This window comes from Phyllobacterium sp. YR620, assembly GCF_900104165.1.
Lineage (GTDB): Bacteria > Pseudomonadota > Alphaproteobacteria > Rhizobiales > Rhizobiaceae > Phyllobacterium > Phyllobacterium pellucidum.
Genome location: NZ_FNJP01000005.1, coordinates 38,670 through 65,208, shown reverse-complemented (window position 1 = coordinate 65,208; position 26,539 = coordinate 38,670). Strand labels below are relative to the sequence as shown.

27 protein-coding genes are annotated in these 26,539 nt (G+C 57.2%); 17 read left to right on the top strand and 10 right to left on the bottom strand.

Annotation, left to right across the window (positions count from 1 at the left end; genetic code table 11):
• The first annotated feature begins 390 nt into the window (after window positions 1–390).
• From BLR72_RS16550 to BLR72_RS16530, 5 genes are all read left to right on the top strand, one after another.
• Entirely contained in the window at window positions 391–2,415 is a 2,025-nt protein-coding gene (locus BLR72_RS16550) for a BTAD domain-containing putative transcriptional regulator (RefSeq protein ID WP_091950408.1), read from the top strand.
• A gap of 33 nt (window positions 2,416–2,448) precedes the next feature.
• Window positions 2,449–2,712: a hypothetical protein gene (locus BLR72_RS16545; RefSeq protein WP_027230304.1), complete on the top strand. Its 264-nt coding sequence runs from the start codon at window positions 2,449–2,451 to the stop codon at window positions 2,710–2,712.
• A 108-nt stretch (window positions 2,713–2,820) separates the two neighbouring features.
• A complete protein-coding gene (locus BLR72_RS22310; protein ID WP_139202546.1) occupies window positions 2,821–3,327 on the top strand; it encodes a hypothetical protein in 507 nt (168 codons plus the stop codon).
• Window positions 3,328–3,389: 62 nt separating this feature from the next.
• Window positions 3,390–4,640, top strand: a complete 1,251-nt coding sequence (locus tag BLR72_RS16535; RefSeq protein WP_175492383.1) for a YcaO-like family protein — start codon at window positions 3,390–3,392, stop codon at window positions 4,638–4,640.
• 8 nt (window positions 4,641–4,648) lie between these two features.
• Window positions 4,649–5,386 carry a TfuA-like protein gene (locus BLR72_RS16530; RefSeq protein ID WP_091950402.1) on the top strand — a complete coding sequence of 246 codons (738 nt, stop codon included), beginning with the start codon at window positions 4,649–4,651 and terminating at the stop codon, window positions 5,384–5,386.
• A 440-nt stretch (window positions 5,387–5,826) separates the two neighbouring features.
• Here the strand turns inward: BLR72_RS16530 and BLR72_RS16525 are convergent, their stop codons facing one another.
• The 3 genes from BLR72_RS16525 to BLR72_RS16510 all read right to left on the bottom strand — a co-directional run bounded on the left by BLR72_RS16525 (window position 5,827) and on the right by BLR72_RS16510 (window position 8,042).
• Entirely contained in the window at window positions 5,827–6,060 is a 234-nt protein-coding gene (locus tag BLR72_RS16525) for a hypothetical protein (protein ID WP_139202545.1), read from the bottom strand.
• 666 nt (window positions 6,061–6,726) lie between these two features.
• On the bottom strand, window positions 6,727–7,209 hold the full coding sequence (locus tag BLR72_RS16515) for a hypothetical protein (RefSeq protein WP_027230299.1): 483 nt from the start codon (window positions 7,207–7,209) through the stop codon (window positions 6,727–6,729).
• A gap of 20 nt (window positions 7,210–7,229) precedes the next feature.
• Complete coding sequence (locus tag BLR72_RS16510; RefSeq protein ID WP_091950398.1) at window positions 7,230–8,042, bottom strand: helix-turn-helix transcriptional regulator; 813 nt, start codon at window positions 8,040–8,042, stop codon at window positions 7,230–7,232.
• A 670-nt stretch (window positions 8,043–8,712) separates the two neighbouring features.
• On the opposite strand from BLR72_RS16510, the gene BLR72_RS16505 reads away from it, so the two are divergent.
• From BLR72_RS16505 to BLR72_RS16485, 5 genes are all read left to right on the top strand, one after another.
• A complete protein-coding gene (locus tag BLR72_RS16505; protein ID WP_091950397.1) occupies window positions 8,713–9,609 on the top strand; it encodes a hypothetical protein in 897 nt (298 codons plus the stop codon).
• A gap of 98 nt (window positions 9,610–9,707) precedes the next feature.
• Window positions 9,708–11,732 (top strand): hypothetical protein, encoded by a 2,025-nt coding sequence (locus tag BLR72_RS16500; protein WP_091950395.1) that lies wholly within the window; start codon window positions 9,708–9,710, stop codon window positions 11,730–11,732.
• 36 nt (window positions 11,733–11,768) lie between these two features.
• On the top strand, window positions 11,769–13,886 hold the full coding sequence (locus tag BLR72_RS16495) for a type I secretion system permease/ATPase (protein WP_091950393.1): 2,118 nt from the start codon (window positions 11,769–11,771) through the stop codon (window positions 13,884–13,886).
• A 12-nt stretch (window positions 13,887–13,898) separates the two neighbouring features.
• Window positions 13,899–15,227 carry an HlyD family type I secretion periplasmic adaptor subunit gene (locus tag BLR72_RS16490; protein ID WP_027230295.1) on the top strand — a complete coding sequence of 443 codons (1,329 nt, stop codon included), beginning with the start codon at window positions 13,899–13,901 and terminating at the stop codon, window positions 15,225–15,227.
• A gap of 94 nt (window positions 15,228–15,321) precedes the next feature.
• Window positions 15,322–15,678 carry a VanZ family protein gene (locus BLR72_RS16485; protein WP_091950391.1) on the top strand — a complete coding sequence of 119 codons (357 nt, stop codon included), beginning with the start codon at window positions 15,322–15,324 and terminating at the stop codon, window positions 15,676–15,678.
• Window positions 15,679–15,742: 64 nt separating this feature from the next.
• Here the strand turns inward: BLR72_RS16485 and BLR72_RS16480 are convergent, their stop codons facing one another.
• Window positions 15,743–15,886, bottom strand: coding sequence for a DUF1127 domain-containing protein (locus BLR72_RS16480; protein ID WP_081815759.1), 144 nt, complete (start codon window positions 15,884–15,886; stop codon window positions 15,743–15,745).
• 195 nt (window positions 15,887–16,081) lie between these two features.
• Between BLR72_RS16480 and BLR72_RS16475 the strand changes: the two genes are divergently transcribed.
• The 6 genes from BLR72_RS16475 to BLR72_RS22305 all read left to right on the top strand — a co-directional run bounded on the left by BLR72_RS16475 (window position 16,082) and on the right by BLR72_RS22305 (window position 20,734).
• A complete protein-coding gene (locus BLR72_RS16475; protein WP_091950389.1) occupies window positions 16,082–17,389 on the top strand; it encodes an amidase in 1,308 nt (435 codons plus the stop codon).
• A 130-nt stretch (window positions 17,390–17,519) separates the two neighbouring features.
• On the top strand, window positions 17,520–17,831 hold the full coding sequence (locus BLR72_RS16470) for a Dabb family protein (RefSeq protein WP_091950387.1): 312 nt from the start codon (window positions 17,520–17,522) through the stop codon (window positions 17,829–17,831).
• A 2-nt stretch (window positions 17,832–17,833) separates the two neighbouring features.
• Complete coding sequence (locus tag BLR72_RS16465) at window positions 17,834–19,093, top strand: glycerate kinase type-2 family protein (protein ID WP_091950385.1); 1,260 nt, start codon at window positions 17,834–17,836, stop codon at window positions 19,091–19,093.
• Window positions 19,094–19,183: 90 nt separating this feature from the next.
• Complete coding sequence (locus tag BLR72_RS16460; protein ID WP_091950383.1) at window positions 19,184–19,402, top strand: hypothetical protein; 219 nt, start codon at window positions 19,184–19,186, stop codon at window positions 19,400–19,402.
• Window positions 19,403–19,845: 443 nt separating this feature from the next.
• Window positions 19,846–20,220 carry a hypothetical protein gene (locus BLR72_RS16455; protein ID WP_091950382.1) on the top strand — a complete coding sequence of 125 codons (375 nt, stop codon included), beginning with the start codon at window positions 19,846–19,848 and terminating at the stop codon, window positions 20,218–20,220.
• 319 nt (window positions 20,221–20,539) lie between these two features.
• Entirely contained in the window at window positions 20,540–20,734 is a 195-nt protein-coding gene (locus tag BLR72_RS22305; protein ID WP_027230288.1) for a hypothetical protein, read from the top strand.
• Window positions 20,735–20,852: 118 nt separating this feature from the next.
• On the opposite strand, the gene BLR72_RS16445 is transcribed toward BLR72_RS22305, so the two are convergent.
• Both BLR72_RS16445 and BLR72_RS16440 read right to left on the bottom strand, forming a co-directional pair.
• The gene (locus BLR72_RS16445) at window positions 20,853–22,043 is read right to left on the bottom strand and encodes an MFS transporter (protein WP_091950378.1); all 1,191 of its coding nucleotides are present in this window, start codon (window positions 22,041–22,043) and stop codon (window positions 20,853–20,855) included.
• Complete coding sequence (locus BLR72_RS16440; RefSeq protein WP_175492382.1) at window positions 22,036–22,821, bottom strand: DeoR/GlpR family DNA-binding transcription regulator; 786 nt, start codon at window positions 22,819–22,821, stop codon at window positions 22,036–22,038. Before BLR72_RS16440 ends, BLR72_RS16445 begins: the two co-directional genes overlap by 8 nt.
• Before the next feature lie 425 nt (window positions 22,822–23,246).
• Between BLR72_RS16440 and BLR72_RS16435 the strand changes: the two genes are divergently transcribed.
• Window positions 23,247–24,260: an LLM class flavin-dependent oxidoreductase gene (locus tag BLR72_RS16435; protein ID WP_036813875.1), complete on the top strand. Its 1,014-nt coding sequence runs from the start codon at window positions 23,247–23,249 to the stop codon at window positions 24,258–24,260.
• Here BLR72_RS16435 and ureG read toward each other — a convergent pair.
• The 4 genes from ureG to BLR72_RS16415 are packed head-to-tail and all read right to left on the bottom strand — an operon-like array spanning window position 24,243 to window position 26,529.
• Window positions 24,243–24,866: an urease accessory protein UreG gene (gene ureG / locus BLR72_RS16430; RefSeq protein WP_091950374.1), complete on the bottom strand. Its 624-nt coding sequence runs from the start codon at window positions 24,864–24,866 to the stop codon at window positions 24,243–24,245. The two genes, BLR72_RS16435 and ureG, sit on opposite strands and share 18 nt — an antisense overlap.
• The gene (locus BLR72_RS16425) at window positions 24,863–25,477 is read right to left on the bottom strand and encodes an urease accessory protein UreF (RefSeq protein WP_091950372.1); all 615 of its coding nucleotides are present in this window, start codon (window positions 25,475–25,477) and stop codon (window positions 24,863–24,865) included. Before BLR72_RS16425 ends, ureG begins: the two co-directional genes overlap by 4 nt.
• Before the next feature lie 54 nt (window positions 25,478–25,531).
• On the bottom strand, window positions 25,532–26,017 hold the full coding sequence (ureE, locus tag BLR72_RS16420; protein ID WP_091950370.1) for an urease accessory protein UreE: 486 nt from the start codon (window positions 26,015–26,017) through the stop codon (window positions 25,532–25,534).
• Window positions 26,014–26,529, bottom strand: a complete 516-nt coding sequence (locus tag BLR72_RS16415) for a DinB family protein (RefSeq protein ID WP_091950368.1) — start codon at window positions 26,527–26,529, stop codon at window positions 26,014–26,016. The genes ureE and BLR72_RS16415 overlap by 4 nt, the downstream gene beginning before the upstream one ends.
• Window positions 26,530–26,539: the final 10 nt, after the last annotated feature.

Here is a 26,539-nt window from a genome sequence, read left to right as displayed (position 1 = left end):
GCTTGGATGGGCAAAGTTTTACAATCATGCGAAAGCTTGCGGTTGAAAGAAACCGGTTTCACTTTGGGAAATGAATATTTGCGGTTGCAGTATTATTGTCATATAAACCCGCCATTGTCGGGTAGAGCCGCGCTGCCACTGATTTAGTCCCAGCTGGCCCTTAAGGGGCGAACATGCTGGGAAATCAGGGCGGTTAGGAGAAATTCACCAAAGAAATTGGGCTGGAATCAGGGAAACCTTAATTCCTATTTATTAGACTTTTGTCGTAGAGACCCTATAGTGAACTACTTCAAGCTATAGTAGAGTTAGCTTATAAGAAGCATGGCAACAACTACGGCGACAGGGCAACGGCATACAGAAAAGCAAATAAAATCTGGGGTTTAGCATAGAATGAAACTGACGGTTTTTGGAGAGGCGACTGTTAGTCTGGGCGGCCAGCCTGTGCCGCGCGTCCCCGCAAATTTCCTTCGCATCGTCGTCTATCTGCTGCTCGTCAATGCCAGCCATTCCGTCTCGCGCGGCAAGCTCTCGCAGGTGCTCTGGTCCGATACTGATCAGGCCCATGCATCGATGAACCTGAGGCAAAGTCTCGCCCGCATCCGCAAGTTCCAGGAACAGTACGGCCTGAACCTTATTCAGGGCGATGCAACCTACGTCTACCTCAACCTGTCGCAGGTGAAGGCGGAGTTGTTGAGCATCGACCTTCTCGAATACATCAACAATGCGCGCCGGGGCGATATCGAATCCGTCCTTGCCCTTTGCGAGCTCTACAAGGGCGACCTGCTAGCGCCCAACGAGCCGCAGAATTCCGATTTCGACGAGTGGCTCGACATCGAGCGCGTGCGCCTGCGCGACGACATGATCACGATGCTGCTCGGCATGGTCAACCAGCCTGTCGGCGTCAGCATCGATGAAAAGCGCCAATGTGCGCGCAAGCTCATCGAGATCGACCCCTACCAGGAGGTCGGCTACCGCACCCTGATGCAGACCGCCTCGCAACTCGGCCTCATCGCCAAGGTGGAGCGCACCTTCCGCGAATGTACCAAGCGCCTGCGCGACGATCTCGACGTTGATCCCGAAGAAGAAACCGTCGAACTTTACCAGCAACTCCTGCCCAAGCTTTCGCCCGCAACGACCCGCAGCCTGATCCTCCCGCTTGCGCCACAGCCCTCCAACGGCAATGGCCTGGAAATCCAGACCCCGCGTGCAATGCAGGCGAAACATCAGATCGAACAGAACAAGCAGGTGGGGCTGCCGCGGCTGATGGTGCTCTATATGCACCACAATGCCGCCGATCCCATGGAGCAGCTTGCCGCCTCGCTGGTCGACGACATCACCATCGGCCTTTGCCGCCTGCGCACAATCTCCGTGCTCGCGCCCTATACCTCGGCGCGGGTAGTTACCGAATCGCCGATCGAGAGTTTCGGTGGGCTGAACGATCAGTTCGGCGTCAACTATGTGGTCGACAGCAAGATCACCCGGCGCGATGGCTTCTGCTTCCTCTCGGTCAAGCTTGTCGATGTGGCGACACAGGAAATCGTCTGGGCCGAGAAGCAGAAGTTCGATTATGTCCTGCCCGAGCAGCAATATCGCCAGCTTTCGATCCGTATCATCCTCTCGGTCGTCTCGGTCATCGAGAAGTCGGAACTCGACCGCTACAATCGCCTGATCCAGGATCCGAACGCCTATTACTGGTATCTGGTCGGCAAGCGCGATATCGACAAGTTCGATCTCTCGAAGCTGCGCCAATCGCGCCAGTCGTTCAAGAACGCGCTGACCGCCTCGGCGGATTTCGTGCCGGCGCTGAGCGGCATTGCCCGCACGATGCAAAAGGAATGGCTGATGCTGGCGCGCAGCGACAAGGACATCCTTATCGAAGGCGAAAAGGTTGCAAAGCGCGCGGCTCCCACTGATCCAGACGATGAACGGCCTCTGCGCGAACTCGGCACCATCAGCATGTATCTGGGCAAATTTGACGATAGTCTTGAGTATTTTGATCAGGGATCAACAATAAATCCCCAGCACGCAGACCTTCTGGCCGACTATGCCGATGCGCTGACGCATTATGGTTGGTTAGAGCAGGCTGTTGAGAAAATCCACCAGGCTATCGCACACAACCCTCTGGCCCCGGACTATTATTATTGGGTGGGAGGTGGTGCCTTGCACAACTTGGAGCGTCACGAGGAAGCTTTGGCGCTGTTGCAGCAGATGCAAAATCCGCGTGCGGCAGCAAGGTTGATCGCTGCATGCTGGGCAATGCTTGGTGAGCGCGAGAAAGCGGAGGAATACAAAAACTACGCCCTCGAGGACAGTCCGAACTTCAAAATTGATGACTGGATTGGTGGTTTGGGCGTGAGGTTGCCCGAGCAGCGAAAGAGATACGAAGCTGCACTCCGGGAAGCCGGGTTTCAATAGGTTTTTAGTCCAACAACAGGAGGATCGCTCTGAATGGCCAAATATTTCATTATCGGTGAGACGGGAAGCAACGACCTTTGGCTGGTCGATGTAGATAATCGCAGCGTTGAACCAGTAACGGACGCGGCACTCCAAAAGGCAGGTGCTGCAGACCCTGGGTTTATCGGAGTTGTAGACAAGGCTCGCAGAAATGGAATCACTACCATAAAGGGAGTTAGCATAGCAATCGCAACAAATAGTCGATCCGAAGCAGAAACAGAGTCTTTTTTCGTTGACCCGGATCCCCGTAAAAAATAAGTAAGAATCTTTGCTAAAAACGATCGCTAAGTAACAGTTCTTCTTGATCTGTTTCAGAATCGTCATACCTTTGCCATGTGGGCTCTCCTTCATAGAAAGGTTATTCGCATGGCAAAGTTTTATATCGTGGACGACGTGGATTCTAACAAGCTCTGGCTTGTAAATACGGAAACCCAAACTGCTGAGTGTCTTGATCGTGATTTGATCGGTTCGCTGGGATTGGCCGGTCAGGAGTTTCTTTCTTCAATAGGCGGATTGTTGAACGACCGCATTGCTGCAAACGACGGCCGTAGCGATGTGTCTGATCGCGCTTTTTCGTTCGACGGGCGGAGTGATCCGTCAGATCGTATGCTTTCCTGCGACGGCCGCAGTGACGCGTCCGATCGTGCTTTTTCGTTCGACGGCCGCAGTGACGCGTCCGATCGTGCTTTTTCGTTCGACGGCCGCAGTGACGCGTCCGATCGTGCTTTTTCGTTCGATGGCCGCAGTGACGCATCCGATCGTGCTTTTTCGTTCGACGGTCGCAGCGATGCGTCTGATCGTGCGTTTTCCTTCGATGGCCTTTCCAATGGGTTAGATCGATCGATCTCTACACATCACGCAGGGTTGAACTGACGAAAACGGCATTCGGAGTTGATTTGTGTTGAATGCGTAATGTACGGCCAGATGGAGTTGCAATGAAACCATTGGCCGGGGTTCGCGATCGGTTGGCGGCTGACGAAGCAAGGCTTCGCACCGCCTTCCGCGCCGGCGAACCATCCTCCACGCGCCTGATCGATGCGGATGCGACGGTAAATCGTTTGCGTCCGCATTTTTCTGGGCTCGGCATCGTGCGCATGGCCGAGGTCACCGGCCTCGATCGCATCGGCATTCCCGTGTGGATGGCTGTGCGGCCCAACAGCCGCACCCTCGCCGTCAGCCAGGGCAAGGGCGTCACCGCGGCCCACGCCCGCGCCTCGGCGGTCATGGAAGCGGCGGAAATCGCCATAGCCGAAAACATTCCGGTGGCTTCCTTTGCCGCCAGCCGCCGCGCCTTGCGCGATGCTGGCCACGAAGTCTTTGACGGGCGCATGCTGCTGATGCGCGGCGCCGATGAGGCCGGCCCCGACGAGACGGATCATTGGCTCGAAGGCTACGATCTTCTGAAGGACAGGCCGGTTTTCGTGCCGCGCGAACTGGTGACGCTCGATTTCACGGCGGAGCGGCAGTCCTTCCACTATTGCCAGTCGACCGACGGCCTTGCTTCCGGCAATTGCCTGCTCGAGGCGGTGATTCACGGGCTTTGTGAGCGTGTCGAACGTGACGCCACCGAACTGTGGCGCTTCCAGCGCGATGCCGGCGTTCATGCGCGCTGTGTCGATCCCGCGGTTTTTGCCGATGCCGGCATCGACTGGATGGCCGAGCGCATCGCGGCGGCAAATTTCGTCCTGCGGCTCTTCAACACGACATCCGATATCGGCCTGCCGGTGTTCATGGCGACGATCAGCCCCGCCACCCAGCACGGAACCTACCTGCATTTCGACCTCGCCGCCGGCTATGGCTGCCATTTGTCGCCGCGCGTTGCCGCCATGCGCGCCATCACCGAGGCGGCGCAGACCCGCATCACCAATATTTCCGGCGCGCGCGACGATTTCGACCCGTCGGAATATCACCAGCGCCTCGCACCCGACCTTGCCGTCTACATACATGCGACGCCTTCGGACCATTGGCGTTTCGAGGAGCCGGAGCCGCATGCGCGCGCCAGCCTCGAAACCTATCTCGAACCGCTGCGTCGGTCCGGCATCGGCAGCGTCATCGCCGTGCCGCTCGGCGGCGAAGCCTATGGCATGTCGGTCTGCCGTGTGCTCGTCAATGAGCTCGAAAGTCCCGCCGGCACGCGCAAGCACCGTTTCGGCGGGCGTGCGCTCAACGCCATGCTGCGGCAGTAGGAGGGGCGATGCAGGTTCTTTTTGCAGGTCCGAGCCTGTCCGGCACCAAATTCGTGCCGCTGAAAAGCGGCCAGGACAGGGTTCTCCCTGAATATGGCCTGACGTGCCGCGGCCCGGCGAAATGCGGCGACATCACCCATGCGGTCGATCAGGGCTTCCGGGTGATTGCGCTCGTTGACGGACGCTTCGAGGATGTCGCGGCCGTCTGGCACAAGGAGATTCTGCACGCCCTCTCGGCCGGCGCGACGGTTTACGGTGCGGCGAGCATGGGCGCGCTGCGCGCCGCCGAGTGCCACCCCTTCGGCATGATCGGCATTGGTCATGTTTTCGAGCGGTATGCCCATGGCGGGCTCGAGGACGATGCAGCGGTCGCTCAGGTGCATGCGCCTGCCGAATTCGGCTATCTTGCCTTCAGCGAAGCCATGGTGACCGTCGACGCCACGCTCGACGCCGCACTCGCCGCGGGCTCCATTCATCGGGACGAGCATGAGCTGATCCGCGCCAGGGCGGATGCAGTGTTCTTCAAGGAGCGCAGCTGGCGGCGCATCTTTGACGCCGTCGCTGCGGATATCGAAAATCCGGCTGACCGGCTGAAGCCGCATATGCGCAACATCAAGCGCGAGGATGCGGAAGCGCTTCTCGGCATCCTCTTGGAAGGCAAGCCTTCGGCTCCTGGAGACGTTTCTCCTGAATTTGCCGGATGGCGCTTCAACGCGACGACGCAGTGGCGCAAGCTTCGCGGCTGAAGGCTTCTATCTCCTGAAATGATAACTGGCGCAGTTCAAAGTGTCCGGGACGACACCGCCGGAAGCCGATGGCGCATGAATGAATTCGGTCTAATTGCGCCTAGACCCAATTAATTATCCGAATCTGCGACTTTAGTCGCAAAAACGCGGTTTGAGTCACGCTTGCGTAACGGGAGCATTCATAGTCTCAACCCGTGGTCGCAAGTTTAACGCATGAAAACAAAACAAAAAAGCATTCAAGCGTGTGTGGGAGCAAGCGGGCAGTCAGTGGGGGACCTACGCCGGAATTCTATAGTATGCCAGTCAGAATTTCGGCGTAGCACCCCTGTCCCAGACCATAATCACTTCGATTCCATTCCAATCCCGACAGCGGGAAAATGCGCGTACCTCAGGTGAACGCAGCAAATGTTGTGCGCTGAGGATTGTGATTGAAGATTTCCCTATTTCGACTGTTCGTCTTCATCGCCGGCTGCAAGCCATTGCACGAGAATGGCCACGGACATAGGTCCGAGGTTCGGGATGAGCGTCAGGTCGAGCTGGCGCGCCCAGGCGCGTTCCGGCTCCCAGTCGGGAGCCATGTTCCATGGCGTGCCGCCATATTCGATCCACAAGGCATTGACGATCCGTGAATGCACTGTCTTGGATGGGCAGAAGTTTTGCAGGCGGTTACTCATGATACCCTTGGCATAATGTTGCGTGAAATTGCATTTTCTGTTCACTCGGTGGGCTTTAGGCCCGGTCGACATTCGCCGCGGAACGGGAAGTGCAACGACTGAACGCGTTGTCACGCATGGCCGGGTAAATTCCGGTCAGTACCACCAAGGACCCGTCAACGAGTCCGGCAACCGATGCGATAGCGCGCCGTGTCTCGTCTTGATCCTGGCGTCGTATCGTCGTCTTTTTCCGCCGCTGTTTGTTCAGCGGTTCTGGCATGTGTGTCACGTTGCAGGCCCCCCAAAATGACCCTTTTCATTCTTGCCTGCGTCCTCCCCCACGGCGACGCAGACCGTTGCTTTATTCGTAGCCGCAGATTTAAGCGGCTAGGCGTTTCTTCTTCCACAAAAAGAAGCGTCTCTGGCTTTTTAGTGTACAAATCAGGAGAATTTTCGGATTTATATTTGAATATTGGCGGTTAGTCTTTATATTTCACGATTTCCTCAATCATTGTACCAAGAATAGGGTATAGTATATTGATATTTCGTCAATAATTAATAATGATTAACGGTGCCGTAAACGCTATAGCAATAACTACTAGAAATGATGCAAAACGAGGTTCCCTGCCGCGTCGGCGACATGGGCCGGTGCATCGAGAATCACGATGGATGGGACTGGGGCGCTTCTCATACCGGTATCCTGTAGAGCTTGATGAACGCCCATATATCCCGATTAACTTCAATGATGGCGTCGATTGTTGCCTGGATGCGCTGAAGCTCCTGGTCGTCAAGAGCTTCGACCTTGCCGTATTTGAGGTTGTCGTCCATGTCGACGATGCGCATCAGCTGCGTCGATGTCAGCACGCCAGCCTCATCGAACGAATAGATGCAATGGTTGTATTTGTTCCGCAGCCGCTGTTCGCGCGACATACGCCCGGTGATCTCGAGCACTGCGGCCTTGGTTTCAGGCGGCGTCGAACTAATCTTCGCCAGCCGCTCGATCAGATCGATGCGGGCACGCGTGGTGTTCAACGTCAGGAAGATGACGGTCGCCGCTTCCTTGTTGGTGTCCAGCAGGTGGGCAATCAGGTAGATGAACAGGCTTTCGGTGTTCGTCCACGTGTAGTTCAGTTTGCCCACCAGCATCAGTACGTCATTGATGCGGGACATTTGCCTTGCCTCGGATTAGCTCAGACGGCCTGGCTCATCACATATGTGCTCTGCGGATGCTGGAGTGGTGCGCTATACCCTCTAAAAGGGGGCCGGGCCTCCTCCTGATCGATACTGTCGCGATAGATCGCGGCAGCCTGGGTCCGGTTATGGACGCGCAGCTTGCGGATGAGATTATGGACGTGCACCTTCACCGTGTGCTCCGACAGGGCCAGCCGATCCGCGATGATCTTGTTCTGCAGTCCTTCGGAAAGCAGTTCGAGGATCTGATGTTCGCGAATGGTCAGCGACTTCATCGGTCCGGCCGCGCTCTTCGCCTGGCCGTTCGCACCTTGCGACTTGGCAGGCGCTGTCTTTTCCATCGAGCGAACGATGGTCGACGGATAGTATTCACCCCCATTCAGCAGCAGCCATACGACTGCAAGCCAGATATCGAGCTTCAGGCTGAAGGGAAGCAATCCCTGAACCTGCTTGCTGTCGAAGAGTGTATTGTATTCGTGAATGCCGGTGCTGTTTTCATCGATCATCAAAGTGATCGAAGCATGCGGAAAGCGATGCTTGCAACGTTCGACGCTATCTGCGAGATCGAAGGCGAAGCCGGCATGAATAAGGACGAGACCTGTGTTCTCATCCGATTCTTCGGTTTCGTTGAGCTTGCTCGAAAGGCGGATCTTCAGATCAGGGAAGGTGCGTTCCAGTGATTGAACCAATCCCTGGAAAACCACTCCAGCTTCGGCATAGATAAAGATGCCGTTTCTGAATTTAGAGCCGTCTTCATTCTTCGCCCCCTGATGTACATGGTCCGACCTGGTATGCGATATTGTTGCGCTCATAATAAGTCCCTACGCCCTTTTAGTGAGGGAAGTATTTTCCCTCCGGATTTGTTTGCTCTTATTGTTTTTTTATTCGGGTGAGTTCGTTTATTTAGTGTCGTTCTGCTCCCTGCGCCTCAACTATCCCTGTTGATTAAGGAAGGATTAATAAATCGTGCGTGACACGGCCGTGACCGCCGAAAACTCAATAGTTTGTTGTGCCTAGCAGGATGGGCGCCGGAAGGCGGAACTAGTGCGCAAAGGGCCACCTCGACAATAGGGACTAAGACCCGCTGGACGCCCTAATCCATGGCTCGCTCCACCTCTAAAAAGCTGCTCCGCGACGATGCTGAAAAGATTGCACTTTTTGATGAGCCGGCCAGCACCTTAGGTTGTGTGAAGTGGTAATCCCACCCCTAAACAGAATTGGTAGCTTAACCTTGCGTGGCTTTAGGGCTAACCTTACAAGGCTTGCGCGACGTTTGTGTGTGGGGAAAACGCAAGTAAAAACTCTCGTGTAAAAAACAAAATCTATACCATTGGCAATAGCAATCCAGAAACACGCTGGTTTGTTATCATAATAACCGACGTCTGTTAAAATAAAAGACCAATGCGAGCTCGCATAAAAACCTCGTTGGAAATGCATAGAGGTTCTTGCTAGCTCCGAAAACAAAACATCGGAGGGCTTTTTATGAGTAACAGTAAGAACAACACCTACAATTTCCACCCAGGCGGCGATCCGTCAGCGACTGCAGATGCCGATGCGTCCGCTGTGGCCGCCGCGCTGGCCTTACAGTTGCAGGGGCAAGCCCAGGGGCAACTGGAGGCTCAAGGGCAAGGACAGGGACAGGGGCAAAGCCAAAGCCAGGATCAACATTCAAGTTCGGACAATTCGAACTGGAATGGCAACGGTAACCTGAACGGCAATGGTAACCTCAATGGCAATGGCAATCTGAATGCCAATGGCAATCTTAATGCCAACCTCAATGAAAGTGACAACCACAACGCAAATACCAACACCAACACGTCGGATACGGCCGTGCATGTCGATGTCGGTGTGAACCTGGATGGATATCTGCCAACCGACAACGACTTTGCAGATCTCGATCTGAGCCACACCAACTTCGACAACATGTTCATAACCGACTCGGGCAGTATCAACTTCGATCCAGGCAACGACGTTCACTTTTCGGACATCTTCAATGGCGCGTTTAACGGTGCGGGAACAAACACCGGATTCGCCATTAATCAGGTGGCCGATCTCGTAGACAACGATCAGCTCTCTCATGTCAGCCAAGACAACTCGGGCAGCGTAACGCTGGATGCAACCGGGGGCGCTGCTACAGCGGGCGATGGTATCGGAAGTGGTGCTGACGGTTGGGACAGCTGGTTCGGCAATCACGGCGGCGGCGCACATGCCGGCGACGATGTGGCTGGCTCCAGTGCGGCAAGTGCCGCAGCCAATCTGACATCAACAGCGTTCACGCAGGATATCGTTCTAGGCGCTAACCTGCAGCAAAACGCATTCGACGCTACCGTTATCAATGGAACCTACACGCATACCACCATCAGTGGTGACAGCGAGTAACGGTAACACGCAGGCAAACTGCCTGACATTGGTCTGCGCGAAATTTGCGCAGACCTCTTTGTCCAAAGGCAGATGCCGTGAATGTGGCGGGGACTGCAATGCTGGGTTTCAGTGATCAGATTTCAGAGTCAATTGCCCATTTCGTAGGTTATTTCCACACATCCATCGAAGCCGCGAGAGCGCGGCTGGAATACCGCGAATTCAAGATCACCCCCGACGCCGATCCGCATTTCAAAGACATTCTAGCAATCGATACCCACGCGACTCCGCAATTGCCGCCGGTGTTCTCGGACACGCATATTGATTACACGCCGGTGCCATGGTCGCCGGTCGGCCTGCCATCGATGCCCTGGGTCGACGTCAATCTGGACGAAATCGAAATCGGGATGCACCGACTGCCGCACACGCCGACCCATCCGCACGGATCGGGTTCAGATGTCGCGCATGGGGTCGTGGAAGAGGGACCCTATTTCGGGTCCGGTGCCTCCGAGACGTCGATGGTCTTAAAGCAGACCAACCACATGCAGGACAACGACGTCGTCATCATGGGCAACAAGATGCCGGTGAATCTCGACTTCACTGATGATGCTGGCTTCGCGCACCTGTCGTCGCAGGCATTCGCGGTCTCCGAATCCTTCACATCAGCGGCCGTTCCTGGCAACGGCGCCGAGGTCGCGCAGTTCTTCAACGACCAGCTTGGTTTCATCCATGCGGCAGCGACAGGACCGCTCGCGGCGACACCGGGTGTCACGGTCATTACCGGACCGGCCATCGACGGCCTGTTTGTCAATGGCGAGCAGGTGACGAGCGCGCCGGGCATCAGCCAGTCGCTCCCGGATTTCATCAAGGCGACGGACCATGACGTGGCGCAATCCACTATTGTGTCGAGCCAATCCATATTGACCGACGGTTCGGACCTTGCCGGATCGGTGACCGTTCAGGCCGGCGCGAACCTCATGGTCAACCAGGTTGTCCTCACGAGCCTTGATGCGATAAGCGGGCATTTTGCGGTGTCGGGCAATCATTATCGCATCGATGCGATCGTGCAGACCAATGCCTATAGCGACAGCGATACGTTCGAGAATGGTTTCGCGGGACAGCAGTCGCTGTGCCAGCCCTCCACCAACGCGATGAACATCGCCAACTTCGTGCATCAGGCGGATAGTACCGGCGGAACGCCCGCATCGTCCGGCGATACGACGCACCTTCCGCAGAACTGGCAAATCACCATCATCAATGGCGATCTCCTGCAGATGAACTGGATCTCCCAGTACAGCTTCATCTCCGACAATGACATGCATGTGCTCAACGCGACCGGTTCCTATACGACGATCACCACCGGCGCGAACATGTCGATGAACACTGCAACCTTCGCCGAACTGTGCAACACCTACGATCTCGTCATGATCGGTGGGCACTATTACGACGGGAATTTCATCTTCCAGACGAATATACTGTTCGACAACGACACACTGACCACGGGCGGTGCAGCCGGCGCATATAACGGCAAGCTTTCGACCAGTGACAACCTGTTGTGGAATGCCGCCAGTATCCAGAGTGGCGACGCGACCAACTGGGTTACGGGGATACCGCAGCATTATCAGGACGCACTCACAGGACTTGCCAGCGGCAACTACACAATGCCGGATGGTTTTGGCAGCGACCCGAACTTTCACGGCATCGAGGGCCTCCGCGCGCTCTATATCACCGGGAGCGTGTACGATCTCAATTATGTCGAGCAGGTGAATATTCTCGGCGATTCCGACTATGTCGCGCATTACGAGGATTCACTTCTTGCCGCAACATCGAACACGCAATGGGACATCAGCACGGGTTCCAATGCATTGGTGAATATCGCGGCCATCGTCGACCACGACACCCACGGCACCGGGCTGTCCTATGTCGGCGGCGCGCTCTATTCCGATGCCATTCTGATCCAGGCTGAAATCATCGGATCACAGCCGCCAAGCACAGGGCCGGGTCAGGGACAGCCTTTGGCCAACGAGGTCGTAGCATTCCTCGATCACGACGCAGACGCTTCGACGCCGGCAGACCATTCGACATCCATTCACGTACCCGACACCAGCCACTCAGTCGATGTCATGCAGACGGTCCTCTCGTAAGAACAAGAAGACGTGCGCCAGGGGGGCGCGAAATAGATGAAACATGAAGAGCAGGCAAATTTGCGGGTCGCCATGGAAAATGGGCGGCAGGCAGCGCGCGGAAACGAGCAAAACCGCTTCGACAATCTTCTCGCCGAGATGGAGGAAACGATTCTCAAGCTCTACCGCCGTGAGCCGGAAGAAGCCACAACCGCTACGCCCGCTGCCGAAAAAACGTCGGTCGAGGAAATGCCGATCGCGGCACCGGTTGAAGCTGAACCGCTCGACAAGGCTGCCGCGATTCCCTTGAGCGAAACGCCCGATATGAAAACGGAGACCTCCGCCGCCGGCAATCCCCTGGCACGCGAAGTCGGGAAAGTTATCGAAGGCGATCGTGGGCCAGTCATGAAGCGCGAGGCCGATCGCGGCGCGGCCGGCAGCTTTCACAAGCGCGTTGCCACCGCCAGCTTCAGCGACAGTTTCAACAACGGTGTCACGGCGGTTCGCAAGAATCTCATAATTGTCATGGGCTTCACCCTGTTCTTGAACATCCTCGTTCTCGCCATACCGATCTATCTCTTTCAGATCTCCGACCGCGTCCTGACGAGCCGCTCGACCGATACGCTGATAATGCTGACGCTGGTGATTGTCGGTGCCGTCGTTATCCAGGTGGTGCTCGATGCGATACGCCGCTTCATCCTGATGCGCACCGCGGTCGAGGTCGCAGTCCAGCTTGGCGCCCCGATCCTCAGCGCCGCCGCGCGCGCCTCGCTGAACGGCAATGGCAAGGACTATCAGGTGCTTGGCGACCTGCAGCAGCTGCGTTCCTTCTTGACGTCGGGGACCCTCCTCTCATTCTTCGATGCGCCGATTGCACCGATTTTTCTCGTTGCGGTATTCTTCGTCCACCCGCACCTCGGTTACATCGTTGTCGTATCGTCGCTGATCCTGATCTGCATCGCCTTCATCAACCAGCGCGCAACCGCCGCCTCGTTCGCCGAGGCAACAAACTTCCAAAGCCGCGCCATGCTGCATCTCGATTCCATGTCGCGCAATTCGCAGATCATCAATGCCCTTGCCATGATCCCCGAAGCTGTTCGCATCTGGGGCCGCGATATGGCGGGTTCGCTGCGTGCGCAGGTCAAGGCGCAGGACCGCAACATCGTTTTCGCGACCATCTCCAAATGCTCGCGCCTGTTGACGCAAGTGACCATGCTCGGCTGGGGTGCCCACCTTGCCATCGACGGTCAGATGACCGGCGGCATGGTGATCGCGGCTTCGATCATCGCCGGCCGTGCGCTCGCGCCGATCGAGGGCGCCATTGAAGGCTGGAACAGCTTCATCCAGTTCCGCTCCGCCTTTGGCCGCATCAAGAACCTCCTGCAGACCTCGCCGCTGAATTTCGAGCGGCTTCGCCTGCCGACCCCGGAGGGCAGGCTGGACGTCGATCGTATTCTCTACGTGCCGCCACCGAACAAGAAGGTCATTCTCAACGGCATTTCCTTCACGCTGATGCCGGGCGAATCCCTTGCGATCATCGGCAATTCCGGCGCGGGCAAAACGACGCTCGGCAAGATGCTGGTTGGATCGATCCTGCCAACTTCGGGCAGCGTCCGTCTCGATCTCATGGACCTGCGCAATTGGGACCAACGGCAGTTCGGCGAAAACATCGGCTACCTGCCGCAGGATGTGCAGCTCTTCCCGGGAACGATCAAGGCCAACATCGCCCGCATGCGGGAAGACGTCACTGACGAGGCGATCTACGACGCGGCTATCCTCGCTGATGTGCACGAATTGATCGCAAGCTTCCCGCAAGGCTATGAAACCGTCGTGGCAGGGGACGGTGCTCCGCTCTCGGGCGGGCAGAAACAGCGCATCGCGCTTGCGCGTGCCTTCTTCGGCAGCCCGACATTGGTCGTCCTCGACGAGCCCAATTCCAACCTCGACTCGCAGGGCGATGCGGCACTGACCAAGGCGCTGTCGCATGCCAAGAAGCACAAGATCACCGTTGTCACGATCACGCAGCGCCCGGCGCTGCTCAGCTGCGTCGACAAGATCATGGTGCTCAGCAATGGTACGGTGACGATGTTTGGCTCGCGCGCGACCGTGCTTGAAGCGATAGCGCGCAAGAATAAGGAAGCCGGGATCATGCCGAGCATCGAAGCGGCGGAATAGGTGGGATAAAAGATGGCCACGCACGTCGTTAACGATCTTCAATGGTACGATGGGGTTCCGCGCTCCATCAAGCCCTACACCAGGTTCGGCATCATGCTGATCATCGTCTGTTTCGGTGGTTTCGGCACTTGGGCGGCTACAGCGCCGCTTGCCGCAGCGGTGATTGCACCTGGCACCTTCGTCGCCACTGGCAAGAACAAGATAGTGCAGCATCTCGAGGGCGGCATTATCAAGGACCTGCTGGTCCGCGAAGGCGACCGCGTCAAGGAGGGCGACGACCTGCTGACGCTCGATGAAACCGCACCGCGCGCCAATGCGCAGCAACTATACTTGCGTCAGGCCCGCCTCGAGGCAATTCTTGCCCGGCTGCACGCGATCGTACGCGGGGAAGACCGGTATCAGCCGCCGGCAATCATCCTCGATAATATCGCCAATCCCGAAATAAAGGCGGTCAATGACAGCCAGAGCGACAACTTCAATGCCGCTCACTCCAAATATGCCAATGAATACCAGATGATGCAGCGTAATATCTCGGCGCTCGAATTTCGCCGCATTGGCCGTAACGCGCAGATCATCTCCACCAAAAAACAGCTGGCCCTCTTGAAGGACGAGTACGTAGCAAAGGATTCTCTCTTCCGTCAGGGGCTTATGGCTCGCTCTGAAGTCAATGTGCTGGAGCGCGCCATTGCCGATGGCGAGGGCACCATCGCCCGGCTCGACGCCGAGATCGAGGAAGTCAACGCGCAGATCGAGAAGCTGCAGAAGGAAATGATCCAGACAAAGGATACTGAAAAGCAGGCAGCCCTTGACGAGATACAAAGCGCCGAAGCCGAACTCGACACTGTACGCGAGCAATCGCGCCAGGCAGAAAACATCCTCGAGCGCACCGTTGTAAAGGCGCCGGTCGCCGGCACGATCATACGGCTTTACTATCACACGCCGGGCGGCGTTATCGAGACCGGCAAGCCGATCATCGAGATCCTGCCAGCCGGCGTGCCGCTCATCATCGAGGCGCAAATTCCGCGCATGCAGATCGATGAGGTCAAGGAAGGGCAGGTCGCGCATGTACGCCTTAGCGCGCTCAATCAGCGTACCACGCCGATCATCAACGGGCGGGTCGACTATGTATCGGCCGACTCGATGACCGACACCAACCAGCACCAGGAAGTCTATCTCGCCCGCGTCAGCATTCCAGCGGACGAACTTGCGCGGGTGCACGGTTTCACGCCAACGCCCGGCATGCCGGCGGATATCCTGATCCAGACGCATGAGCGCACATTCTTTGAATATCTGGCCAAGCCCGTGATCGACAGCATGTCCCGCGCCTTCAGGGAGTATTGAGAAGCGGCCACCAACAGATTGCCTCTGCGCAGGATTTGGCTCAAATATCAAGCGTGCTGCCGTTTGAGTCCATTGCAACGCGGGGAGAGGCAAGATGAACTGGCGCAGGCTTCACAAAGCGCTCGCTGGTATCCCCGCGCGCTATCACCTGTTTGCCTGGATTGTGCTGGCGTTGGTGGTCATCGTAACAGTTGGCCCCATCGGCCTGCGCCCGATCACGCCGTTCGGGCCGGATGTTGAGCGGTTCACCGCCTTTGTCGTGGTTGGAGGGCTGTTCAGCCTGACCTATCCCACGCGACGGGTCGCAAACACAGTCTTAATCGTACTCGCATGCGGATTGCTCGAATACGCACAGCACTTCATCCCGGGTCGGCATCCGGACTTCGGGAATTTCCTGGTCAAGAGCGCCGGTGCAGTGGCAGGCATGCTGGCCGGAACGCTCATTCGCTAGCCAAAAATGCACATGGCGCTCGCGACTACACGGTCACGAACGCCATAAATCAATTGTGCGGCAATTAAAGTGCGGCCTGCCAGGCAACGCGGCGGATGTCAGCGCGGGCAATACCAAGATCGGCAAGATTGCGATCGGTGCAGCGGCTGAGTTCATGAAGATTCTGGCGGTACTGGCGATACTGAAGAATACGGTTGCGAAGGCTCATTTTTTATACCCCTTTTTAATTTCGTTGGCCTCCCTGGAACGGAATATGCGTTGCTTCGGCGGGCAAGAAAATTGCCAATGTTGCAGAGCAGCATTGATGATGCTGCATAGCAGCAGCCGAATGTTTACGAGGTCCTCTTCCAAAGTTGGATCGCCAGCCGCTATATCTCGGTGCAAACAACTGCAGCGGGTAGAGATGCAAACCGTACCATCAGCACGCGAACGGCTCGGACTGGCGCTCGCCAAACTCGATGCCCGCCGAGACGACGAACGTGTCTTCGTCAAGGTCTATGCTGATGCGGCGCGCAACGCCGCCGAGGCCGCGGACAGACGTACCGCAGAAGGCGGCTCCCTCGGTCCGCTTGACGGGCGCATCGTCTCGATCAAGGACCTTCTCGATGTCGCCGGCGAACCGACACTGTCGGGATCCGTCATCCGACGAACCGCTGCAGCCGCCGTAGCCGACGCCGTAGTGGTGGAAAGATTACGCAAAGCCGGCGCCGTGATCATCGGCAAAACGCTCATGACCGAGTTTGCCTTTACAGCGGTCGGTCTTAATCCGCACTATCCTGTCGCAGGAAATGCAGGTGATCCTGACCGGGTCGCGGGCGGTTCTTCGATAGGCGCCGGCATTTCAGTTGCCGAAGGCACGAGCGAAATAGCCATCGGTTCCGACACTGGCGGTTCTATCCGCATTCCCGCGGCGTTGAACGGCGTCGTCGGCTTCAAGCCTACGGCAAGGCGCATCCCGCTTCAGGGCGCCTTTCCGCTCTCTCCCAGCCTTGATTCTCTCGGGCCACTGGCGCGCTCCGTCGCGGACTGCGCGCTGGCGGATGCCATCATGGCCGAGGAATTGCCGGCTGTGCCCATGCCCATCGCGCTGAAGGGCCTGCGAATCGGTGTGCCGCGCAGCCAACTCTTCGACCTGACCGAACCATCGATCGCTACGGCATTCGAGACTAGCCTAAGCACCTTCGAGGCCGCCGGTGCTATCCTTGCAGATTGCTCGATTGACGATCTTATCGATGCAATGGCTGTCGCAACCTCCGTCGGCTCGATCGCCGGCATTGAGGGAAGCAGGGTCCACGCCGACTGGCTGCATGATAAGGGCCTGGATGTCGATCAACGTGTTCGTCGTCCTCTGCTTCGCCGCCTTGCTGTCCCCGAGAGCGAATACATCGGGTTGATGCAGCGCCGGCGTGCGCTTGTAGAGGCCATGGATCGGCGGATCAGCGCCTTCGATCTTATTGCGGTGCCGACCTGTCCAATCGTTGCACCACTGATCGAGGAAGTCGCCGCCAACGAGCAGCGGTACCGGGAGATCGAAGGATTGCTTCTGCGCAACACGCAGGTAGCCAACCAGTTCGACCTGACGGCGATCAGCCTGCCTATGCCCGGCATGGCCTTGCCGGGCGGATTGATGCTGATTGGGCGTCACGGCGCGGACCGTCGACTGCTTGCTATGGCTCTCTCTGTTGAACAGCTTCTTGCGAAAGCGATGTAGTCCTTGCTTCGGCTGATGTTATTTTGGCTTACGGCGGAAATAGCGCTCGCAATTTCCGGCAATCTGTTCAGGATGCGCAGCCGGACATTACGACGTCCAGCCCGTGCATTATTCTAGAGGGGTTCCGGTCTTGATCCGCCATTGTGTCTTTCTCCGCTTTCGTGATGAGGTCACCGCGCAGGAGCGCCAATCGATCTATCGCGATCTGCAAAAACTTTGCGACAATCTTCCCGGTGCGCTGGCAATCTCCTATGGCGGCAATGTCAGCCCGGAGGCAGGCATGGACAAGGGCTATTCCGAGGGGTTTATTCTCGATTTTGCCGACGCTACGGCGCGCGACGCCTATCTCGTCCATCCCGAACACCAGGCCATAGCAGGGCGCATCGTTGCCGCCACGGCAGACGGTGTTGCGGGCGTTTTGGTTTTTGATTTGGAAGTGTGAAAATGGGTGAGGACAAGGAATTCTTCGTAAAGCTGTTTCAGGCCGCAGTTGATGCCGCTGATCCTGAGCGGACGATTGCTGCACACTTGCCGCCGAAGCCGAGGGGCAGGACCATTGTCATCGGCGCTGGCAAGGGCTCGGCGCAAATGGCCAGCGCCTTCGAGAAGGTCTGGGACGGTCCGCTCGAAGGTGTCGTGGTCACCCGCTACGGCTTTGGCGCGCCCTGCAAACATATCGAAATCATCGAAGCATCGCATCCGGTTCCCGATGCTGCTGGGCTGGTCGCGTCCAAGCGCCTGCTTGAAACAGTGTCTGGCCTGTCGGCTGATGATCTGGTGGTGGCTCTTATTTCAGGCGGCGGGTCCGCACTTCTCCCTTCGCCTCCGGAAGGCATGACGCTTGACGACGAGATTGCCGTCAACAAGATGCTGCTTGCCTCGGGCGCGCCCATTTCGGCGATGAATGCGGTGCGCAAGCATCTTTCGACGATCAAGGGCGGGCGGCTCGCGGCAGCGGCACATCCGGCCCGCGTCTACTCACTGATCGTGTCGGACATTCCCGGCGACAACCCGGCATTTGTTGCCTCCGGCCCGACCGTTACCGACGAGACCACGCGCGAAGACGCGCTGCGCATTGTCGAACGCTACAATCTCGATTTGCCCAAGGCCGCGCTCGCTCATCTCAACTCGGCCAAAGCCGATGCGCCCAAGCCCTCGGACAGCGTCTTTACGGGGCATGAACACCATGTGATTGCATCTGCTGCGGTCTCGCTCGAAGCGGCTGCCAAGGTGGCGCGCGACATGGATATACAGGCTGCGATCCTTTCGGATGCGATCGAAGGCGAAGCGCGCGAGGTTGCCCACGTCCACGCAGCGATGGCCAAGCAGGTTCTTATGAAGGACCAGCCGTTCAAGAAGCCGGTCGTCATTCTTTCCGGTGGCGAGACGACCGTAACCGTTCGCGGCAAAGGCAAGGGCGGGCGCAACAGCGAATTCCTGCTGTCGCTCGCCATTGATATCGACGGTGTGGACGGTATCAGCGCCTTTGCGGCCGATACGGACGGTATCGACGGTTCCGAGGACAATGCCGGGGCCTTTGCCGACAGCACGACAGTGGCGCGGCTCCTTGCCAAGGGGAATGACGCGTCGGCACACCTCAACAGCAATGATGCCTGGACTGCATTTGCAGCGATCGACGATCTTTTTGTGCCGGGCCCGACCGGGACGAATGTCAACGACTTGCGCGCCATTCTCATTCGCTGATGCCTTGACGCGGTATCGCCATGATTGAATGGTCAACGGGGTAGCGATTCTCAAGCGCCCCTTTGGCGCCATCACGCAAAGGAATATCGAATGCGAGCAGCACTGTCCGTCATCGCCCTTGGCCTCCTCGTCGTTGCGGGCTGCACCACTGGAATGAAGGGCGGCAGCACGGCCGCATCAGGGCCGTCGCCGGCCAAGGATACCTACTACGTGCCGCCGCCGAAATCATTGACCACACGCGCATCGCCGTCGAAGGAACCGAGCGTGGCCGATGCGGCAAAGTCGGCGAAGCCGGCCGCGCCTCAATAGTTTTATCGAATTCGACCGTGCTTAGTGCAGCCGCCTGGCGATCTTCGCGAGGCGGCTTTATTCATGCCGGATACCGGACGGTCGTGGCCCTGAAACGACAAAACCCACCGCGGGAGGAGGTGCGGTGGGTTTCGTTGGGTATGGAAGGCCTTCTGGGAGGAGAGAGGCCATCCGTTTCGACAGAGCCGGGAGGAGGTGACGCTGCCGAAAATTCCTGATTTGAGAATAACTCAACTGATCTGATTTAATATGCACAATATTGCATAGCAGCATTGCATTTGGTGCATTGCAGCAATTTGCGCCGCCAGTCCGTCACGCCTCTATCACGGAGCGTTGACTATACAATTGGAACGGAACCAGTCCCCAATCCGTTAACAACGTATGAATGAGGCGAGTAGCAATTCTGCGAGCGCCGTTTGAACTTGGTTGGAAGGGGCAGGGCAATGCAATTCTCTAAATCATGTATCCCCGTACTCGCAGCAGGGCTGATAATATCAGTTGCCGCGGGCTATGCACCTGTCCAGGCTTTCAGCATCAAGAGCGAAGTGCAGTCTTCAGTACCAAAAGGCGGCGAGGGCGACGAAGTCAACAACCCGCAGCTTGAACGTGCAGCCTATCTTGAGGCGCGCGCCTATATTTGCGGCACCAGCGAGGCCAGCGAAACTGCGATGCGCAAGGGCATGAAAGAGACCGGCCTTCCGGAGGATATCGCGGTCGAGATCGTCTCGGACCTTGCATCTGGAATTATCGATCAGGCCGTAAAGACGAAATCACAGAAAATCTGCGGCAAGGCCGAAGTTCAGCTCTCACATTTTTGATAAGTCTTTAATTGCGGGTTGACGCAATAGAACAGGCTTTTCAGTGGCTTGTGCAACGTCATGTAAAATTTTAATGAAAGTTTATATTACTATTACAAGTTGTCACAATGATTTGAGGATATATGGGGTCTTTTCAATATGAGCAAGTTGCGATTATTGTTTGTGCGAAGTCTTGTCGGAATCAACAAGCACATTAACTATGACGGGGAAATTCCGCGGAAGTATCGTGAACGTCTTGCACCCGGCGTTGCTCGCATGGCTAGTGCCGGCGGACCGATGTGATGGGGCGAGCCGGGATTCATTGGATGGATGGAACGGGATGACGAAGAGAGCCAATAAACTTGAAGAATTAAAAGACGAACTCTCGAGACTCTGCGCCATGGCAGATGATGAAGGTTTTGAGATGATTGCTTATTTCATCGAGACCGCTATTCGTGAGGCCGATGAGCAGTTGTCGCAGGAGACGCGTGCCCTCAAGGGGCCGGAACTGCGTCTTCACTCCCGTTCGCTTTGAGACCGGCCATTGGGCGGCCGCGTTCGCCTCGCGGCAGGCTCGTCGATTGTTTTAACAACAATGCCGTGGATTTAGCGACTACAACCACGAAATAGTTTCATCGCATCCATGAACCTCGCTATGCGTTAAGCTTGAACGGCTTGATCGCAGCTTGGACGGCAAGCAGCCTCGGTCCAAAGGTGCCGATAAGGACGGCCGAGAGAAATAGTGAAACAAGCGCAAGCCGGAGGCCGATATGATCAGACGCGAAGCCTATCAGCGGAGGGCCGATCAGAAACCCGGCGTAGCCGATCGAAGCCGTCATCGCAATGGCTGTTGCTGGAGGTAGGCCCACAGTTCGAGAAGCGGCGCTAAAGAGCAGAGGCACAAGATTTGATGCCCCCAGTCCTACCAATGCGAAGCCGAACACAGAAAGTTCAAATGTAGGGCTGCCCAACGAGATGGCAAAGCCGCTAGCGGCTGAGATCGCACCCATCAGCAATGAGGCCCGTTCGCCGAAGACGCCGACAAACCAATCACCGAGGACGCGGCCCGCAACCATCATCAGAGAAAAGGCAGCGTATCCCATAGCGGCTTGTGCAGTGGACACTTTGACAACGGTCGTCATGTAGACGCCGGACCAATCGGCCATGCCGCCCTCCATCAGTAGGCCCAGAAAACAAAGCAATCCAATTCCAAACAAGGCAGGGGAAGGGATAGCGAACGCACGCGTATCGCTTTCACGTCTTTCTTCGATCGTAACTTTCAGTCCAAGTGTGATGCAGGCTCCTATCGCTGCAACTGAAAAAATGGCCAAGAGCGCAAGGGCCGTCAAGACGCTCAATCCATTCACGAACATCAGGCCGATCGAAATCGAACCGACTAGACCGCCGACGCTAAAGGCGGCATGAAAAGACGACATTATCGATGATCTCCAGGCGGTCTGTAGCGCAGCGGCAAACGTGTTCATTGCCACATCTAGGAAGCCCTTTCCCATGCCAAAGATCAGCGCGGTGAAAATCAAAACAGGAAGCGTGGCAGCAAACCCCGGAAGGACCATTGTGATCGGAAAAATCAAGCCTAGGAGTATCGTTGCGTACTGACTGCCCAAACGCGAGACCAACCAAGCCGCCACAGGCATGCCAACGAGCCCACCACCTGAGAACGCAAGGAGGCATAGAGACAGGGCCGAATCCGTTAGGGAAAGCGATTGGCGCAAAGCTGGCAGGCACGCGGCCCACGCGCCGATGCCAATACCGTTTACCAGAAAAACGATAGTTGTTGAAATCCTGGCTCCAATCAATCGGTGTTTCGCGTCGCTTTCACTCATCTTTCAGTCCATCCACCACCTGAATTGCCAATCCAATCTTCGCATATGCAGTGAGAGTGTCTTCCTCGATACCGGCCTCGACCACCAGATCTGTAATCTTGTCGGCGGCTGAGACAACATATGGAGCGCACGTGGCGATCTTTTCCCTTGTCGCTACAGCTACGACGCGAGCACTCGACGCTATGATATTAGCCTTCATAAACGCGTCCTCAGGATCAAACGCCGTTAGTCCCAGTTCAGAATCCAGCGCACAGATGCCCGGGAAGCAGATGCTCGGCCTCATCGATCGAACTTCGCTAACAGCACGTGCTCCCAGCGAGCCACCTGTGGTGCGATCGAGGTGTCCGCCGATAATATCGACTTCAATACCGGACCTGCCCAAGATGGCGTTGGCCACGGCCGGCGCGTTTGTGATCACGCGAAAATTCAAGTTGTCAGGCAGCAGCCTTGCGATTTCAGTGTTCGTTGAACCTGCGTCAATGAACACGACATCTCCTGTCCTCAACAGTTGTACCGCTCGTAGCGCAAGCCGCCTTTTTCGATCCCTATTCTCGTCCTCTCGCACGTGCAAAGGGGTGGAGATCTTATGGATCGTCAACGCGCCCCCATAGACCCTTTGACAAAGCCCCTCCTTGGCCAAATGCCGCAAATCTCGTCTAACCGTGTCCTCTGTCGCACCGACTTCCGCCGCAATCTCTGCCGCTATGACTCTTCCCGTATTTTGCAGGCGATCGAGGATTAATTTCTGCCGTTCTTTTGGTAGCGCCGCGACGTCCATTAGAAAGCTCTCCATTAAATGTATATAAACATATATAATCACGTTAAAATACGCAATACAGATCAATGGATACTGCGCAGAACAACGGCGGCAATTTGATGTGACCAGTCAGACGTTTAGAGGTAAACTCATGTGCGTGCGCCTGCACGCCAATTGGACCAGATTGGACGCCAGTATGCGCGTTCTTCCACAATTTATCGAAAACATCAACGGCCAGGCTCGAAATGGCTTTCGAGCCAGATTGCCCCCCCGCTCGCGTTAGCGGCACCGAAGTGCAATTTTTTTGGAGTCCTGAGATGCGGGAGCCGACGATCTACAGATAAATGAAACCGTCCGATCCTTTCGGGGAAGATGCTTCAATATTTGTGAATCATGAAACGGCGGGGGCGCATTGCGCCGCGCAGGGGCGCGCCTATATGAAGCCGATGACCCCAATATCCGTCCTCGACCTCTCACCGATCGCCGAAGGCAGCAATGCCGGGCAATCGCTTCGCAATTCACTCGATCTCGCCCAGAATGCCGAACGGCTCGGCTATAACCGCTTGTGGCTCGCCGAGCATCACAGCATGCGCGGTATTGCCAGCGCGGCGACTGCGGTCGTCATCGCTCATATTGCCGCTGGAACTTCGACCATCCGCGTGGGCGCTGGCGGCATCATGTTGCCCAATCATGCGCCGCTGATGGTAGCAGAGGCCTTCGGCACGCTCGCTTCGCTGCATCCGGGTCGCATTGATCTCGGCGTCGGACGCGCCCCCGGGACCGATCAGATCACGGCGCAGGCGCTGCGCCGCAATCTCAATCAGGACGTCAACGGTTTTCCGCAGGATGTGGTCGAGTTGATGGGCTATCTGCGCGACCCGGAACCCGGCCAGCGGGTCATCGCGGTACCGGGTGCGGGCACGAACGTGCCGGTCTGGATATTGGGCTCCAGCCTCTTCGGCGCGCAGCTTGCTGCGGCGCTCGGACTTCCATACGCCTTCGCGTCGCATTTTGCGCCAGCGGAAATGGAGCGGGCCATCGAAATCTACCGTGCCCGCTTCGAGCCTTCGGGACATATCGATCAGCCCTACGTGATGCTCGGCCTCAATGTCTTTGCCGCCGAAACAGATGCGGAGGCAAAACTCCTGCAGAGCTCGCAGCAACAGGCCTTCGTAAACTTGCGCACCGGCAGGCCCGGCCCGCTGCCGCCGCCGGTCGAAAACTACGAGGAAACACTCGACCTGCACTCCAAGGCCATTCTTCGCCAGGCATTGTCATGCAGCGTTGTTGGCTCGCGCGCGACGGTCAAGGCCGGTGTAGGGGAGTTCATTCAACGCACCGGCGCCGATGAAGTCATGGTCACGGGACAGATTTTCGATCACAAGGCGCGGATCAGGTCCTATGAGATTCTGGCCGAAGCGATGATCAAGCCCAGCGATGCGCTAAGCCGCCTGGCGTAGGCCGCCGGCTGCTTCGATGAAGGCAATGACGGCATCGAGCCCGTCGCGGCGCAGCATATCCGTAAAGACATAGGGCTTGCCGCCGCGCTGGGTCTTCGTGTCTGCATCCATTACCTCGAGATCAGCTCCAACATAGGGCGCAAGGTCCTTCTTGTTGATGATCAGGAGATCGGATCGCGTGATGCCGGGGCCACCCTTGCGCGGGATCTTCTCGCCCTGGCACACCGAGATCACGTAGAGGGTGAGGTCAGCAAGATCGGGCGAGAACGTCGCCGCCAGATTGTCGCCGCCCGATTCGATGAAGATGATCTCGAGATCGGGATGCCGCTTGTTCATCTCGGCAATGGCCTGCAGATTGATTGTCGCATCCTCGCGGATAGCCGTATGGGGACAACCGCCGGTCTCCACACCCATGATCCGGTCCTCCGGCAGGGCCTGCAAGCGGTTGAGAATGAGCGCATCTTCCTTCGTATAGATATCGTTGGTGACGACCGCGACGGAATATCTGCCGCGCATCGCCTTGCACAGCATTTCCGTGACGGTGGTTTTGCCCGAGCCGACGGGGCCGCCAATGCCGACCCGCAATGGTCCATTCTGGGAAATCATGAGCGAAAGACCCTCGAATATTGTGTTTCATGTTGCATGGCGGCGATTTCCGACATGATCGCGGCCGAGCCGAGATCATCGAGGCTGGACCGTGCTGCGGCACTTGCCACGCCAAGGATCGCCGGCTCAAGCGAAGCCATAAGGGCAACGCCCTGGCTTTGCCCGAGCGGCACCAGCCTGACCGCGCCCTGGATGAGGTTGGACAGGACAGCATGGAGATAGGCGGCAAGCGCCGGTTCGAGTTCTACACCGTTTGCAGCTGCGACTTTCGCGACAGCTACTGGGTAGGGTATTTCGTCTGCGGATCGCACGTTCATCCAATGGCTTGCCGCCTGGATGAAAGCGCTGCCTTGCAGCATCGTTTCCATATATCGCTCGGCCGAGCCCGATATCGCCGCGCCAAGCGCGGCGATATCCTCACCGGCATCAGGTTCACGCCACCCCGCAGCAAAAAGGACGGCATCGTTCCATACAGAGCCATGGTGGAGGAGGTCGCGCAGCCAGTCTTCGAGCGTCGCCCTGTCGCGAATAATGCCGTCGTGGATCACCCGCTCGATGCCATGGCTGTACGAAAACGCCCCGACGGGGAAGGCCGGCGACAGCCAGGTCATAAGGCGGATGAGGTGAGGGGTTTTCACGACATAGGCCTCACGTAAGCGACGGCCTCAATCATGCTCGTGCTCATGCTCATGGCCGTGCCCGTGATGATGGTCCCCATGCCCGCCATGATACGCCCCGCGCAACGGGTGAAAGGGGGCGACAATCTCATTGACCCTTGCCCCCAGCCCCTCGAGCATCGCCTTGATGACATGGTCGCGCAGGATCACGATCCGCTGTTCTTCCAACTGCGCCGGCAGGTGACGGTTGCCGAGGTGCCAGGCAAGCGCTGAAAGATGTTGGCGATCGCGCGGCACGACCTCGTAAAGCTGCTCGTCGGCTGCGACGATTTCGGCAATTCGCCCGTCTTCGAGCACAAGGACGTCGCCATGAGTGAACGCGATCGCCTCGGGCAGGTCAACGAGAATTTGTTCGCCTTTCTGCAAGGTCAGAACCTTACGCCGCAAATGCCGCTCATCATGGGCAAGGACGACGCTGTCGAACGGTGCGCCATGATAGTGCCCGGCGTGGTCGTGATCGGTTACCCGTTTCATTGCAAATGGTCTTCCTCATTGAAATCGTCGTTCATGCACAAGAAGAAGTCGAGCGGCGGCGCATTGCCGGTTAACTGGCTGAGCAGGGTATGTACTTGCCCGCGATGGTGTGTCTGGTGGTTGAAATTCTGCGTCAGGCAGCGATCGAGCGTCGATGCATAGGGCGCGCCCTCCATCGTTGTCCAGCGGAACACGCCGGTGACGCGATCCTCGCCAAGGTCGCCGATGACATCGATGATGTGATTGTCAAATGCGTCGCGGGTGGCCCGCAAATCCGCAAGGTTCTCGTGAAGGATGACGTCGAGGCTCGGGGGAATGTAGGGATTGCCCGTAATCCGCCCGAACCACAATTTGTCGATGGCGAGAATATGATTCAGCGTGCCGTGCACGGACCGGAAGAACGCCCGCCGGTCAGCATAATAGTCTTCGCTGTCGAGCGTCGCGGCAGCGTCATATATGCGGTTATTGGCCCATTTATTGTAGTAGGCCAGCCGCTTGAAGTGCTCTTTCATCAATTTACCA

What these genes read in the sequence shown, in the direction of transcription:
- BLR72_RS16415 (WP_091950368.1), bottom strand. Translation starts at nt 26,529, where the DNA reads ATGAAAGAGCACTTCAAGCGGCTGGCCTACTACAATAAATGGGCCAAT.
- BLR72_RS16510 (WP_091950398.1), bottom strand. Translation starts at nt 8,042, where the DNA reads ATGAGCGCAACAATATCGCATACCAGGTCGGACCATGTACATCAGGGG.
- BLR72_RS16500 (WP_091950395.1), top strand. Translation starts at nt 9,708, where the DNA reads ATGCTGGGTTTCAGTGATCAGATTTCAGAGTCAATTGCCCATTTCGTA.
- ureE (WP_091950370.1), bottom strand. Translation starts at nt 26,017, where the DNA reads ATGAAACGGGTAACCGATCACGACCACGCCGGGCACTATCATGGCGCA.
- BLR72_RS16445 (WP_091950378.1), bottom strand. Translation starts at nt 22,043, where the DNA reads ATGAGTGAAAGCGACGCGAAACACCGATTGATTGGAGCCAGGATTTCA.
- BLR72_RS16550 (WP_091950408.1), top strand. Translation starts at nt 391, where the DNA reads ATGAAACTGACGGTTTTTGGAGAGGCGACTGTTAGTCTGGGCGGCCAG.
- BLR72_RS16460 (WP_091950383.1), top strand. Translation starts at nt 19,184, where the DNA reads ATGCGAGCAGCACTGTCCGTCATCGCCCTTGGCCTCCTCGTCGTTGCG.
- BLR72_RS16480 (WP_081815759.1), bottom strand. Translation starts at nt 15,886, where the DNA reads ATGAGCCTTCGCAACCGTATTCTTCAGTATCGCCAGTACCGCCAGAAT.
- BLR72_RS16490 (WP_027230295.1), top strand. Translation starts at nt 13,899, where the DNA reads ATGGCCACGCACGTCGTTAACGATCTTCAATGGTACGATGGGGTTCCG.
- BLR72_RS16475 (WP_091950389.1), top strand. Translation starts at nt 16,082, where the DNA reads ATGCAAACCGTACCATCAGCACGCGAACGGCTCGGACTGGCGCTCGCC.
- BLR72_RS16545 (WP_027230304.1), top strand. Translation starts at nt 2,449, where the DNA reads ATGGCCAAATATTTCATTATCGGTGAGACGGGAAGCAACGACCTTTGG.
- BLR72_RS16435 (WP_036813875.1), top strand. Translation starts at nt 23,247, where the DNA reads ATGACCCCAATATCCGTCCTCGACCTCTCACCGATCGCCGAAGGCAGC.
- BLR72_RS16440 (WP_175492382.1), bottom strand. Translation starts at nt 22,821, where the DNA reads ATGGACGTCGCGGCGCTACCAAAAGAACGGCAGAAATTAATCCTCGAT.
- BLR72_RS16525 (WP_139202545.1), bottom strand. Translation starts at nt 6,060, where the DNA reads ATGAGTAACCGCCTGCAAAACTTCTGCCCATCCAAGACAGTGCATTCA.
- BLR72_RS16465 (WP_091950385.1), top strand. Translation starts at nt 17,834, where the DNA reads ATGGGTGAGGACAAGGAATTCTTCGTAAAGCTGTTTCAGGCCGCAGTT.
- BLR72_RS16495 (WP_091950393.1), top strand. Translation starts at nt 11,769, where the DNA reads ATGAAACATGAAGAGCAGGCAAATTTGCGGGTCGCCATGGAAAATGGG.
- BLR72_RS16535 (WP_175492383.1), top strand. Translation starts at nt 3,390, where the DNA reads ATGAAACCATTGGCCGGGGTTCGCGATCGGTTGGCGGCTGACGAAGCA.
- BLR72_RS16505 (WP_091950397.1), top strand. Translation starts at nt 8,713, where the DNA reads ATGAGTAACAGTAAGAACAACACCTACAATTTCCACCCAGGCGGCGAT.
- BLR72_RS16515 (WP_027230299.1), bottom strand. Translation starts at nt 7,209, where the DNA reads ATGTCCCGCATCAATGACGTACTGATGCTGGTGGGCAAACTGAACTAC.
- BLR72_RS16485 (WP_091950391.1), top strand. Translation starts at nt 15,322, where the DNA reads ATGAACTGGCGCAGGCTTCACAAAGCGCTCGCTGGTATCCCCGCGCGC.
- BLR72_RS22305 (WP_027230288.1), top strand. Translation starts at nt 20,540, where the DNA reads ATGACGAAGAGAGCCAATAAACTTGAAGAATTAAAAGACGAACTCTCG.
- ureG (WP_091950374.1), bottom strand. Translation starts at nt 24,866, where the DNA reads ATGATTTCCCAGAATGGACCATTGCGGGTCGGCATTGGCGGCCCCGTC.
- BLR72_RS22310 (WP_139202546.1), top strand. Translation starts at nt 2,821, where the DNA reads ATGGCAAAGTTTTATATCGTGGACGACGTGGATTCTAACAAGCTCTGG.
- BLR72_RS16425 (WP_091950372.1), bottom strand. Translation starts at nt 25,477, where the DNA reads ATGACCTGGCTGTCGCCGGCCTTCCCCGTCGGGGCGTTTTCGTACAGC.
- BLR72_RS16455 (WP_091950382.1), top strand. Translation starts at nt 19,846, where the DNA reads ATGCAATTCTCTAAATCATGTATCCCCGTACTCGCAGCAGGGCTGATA.
- BLR72_RS16530 (WP_091950402.1), top strand. Translation starts at nt 4,649, where the DNA reads ATGCAGGTTCTTTTTGCAGGTCCGAGCCTGTCCGGCACCAAATTCGTG.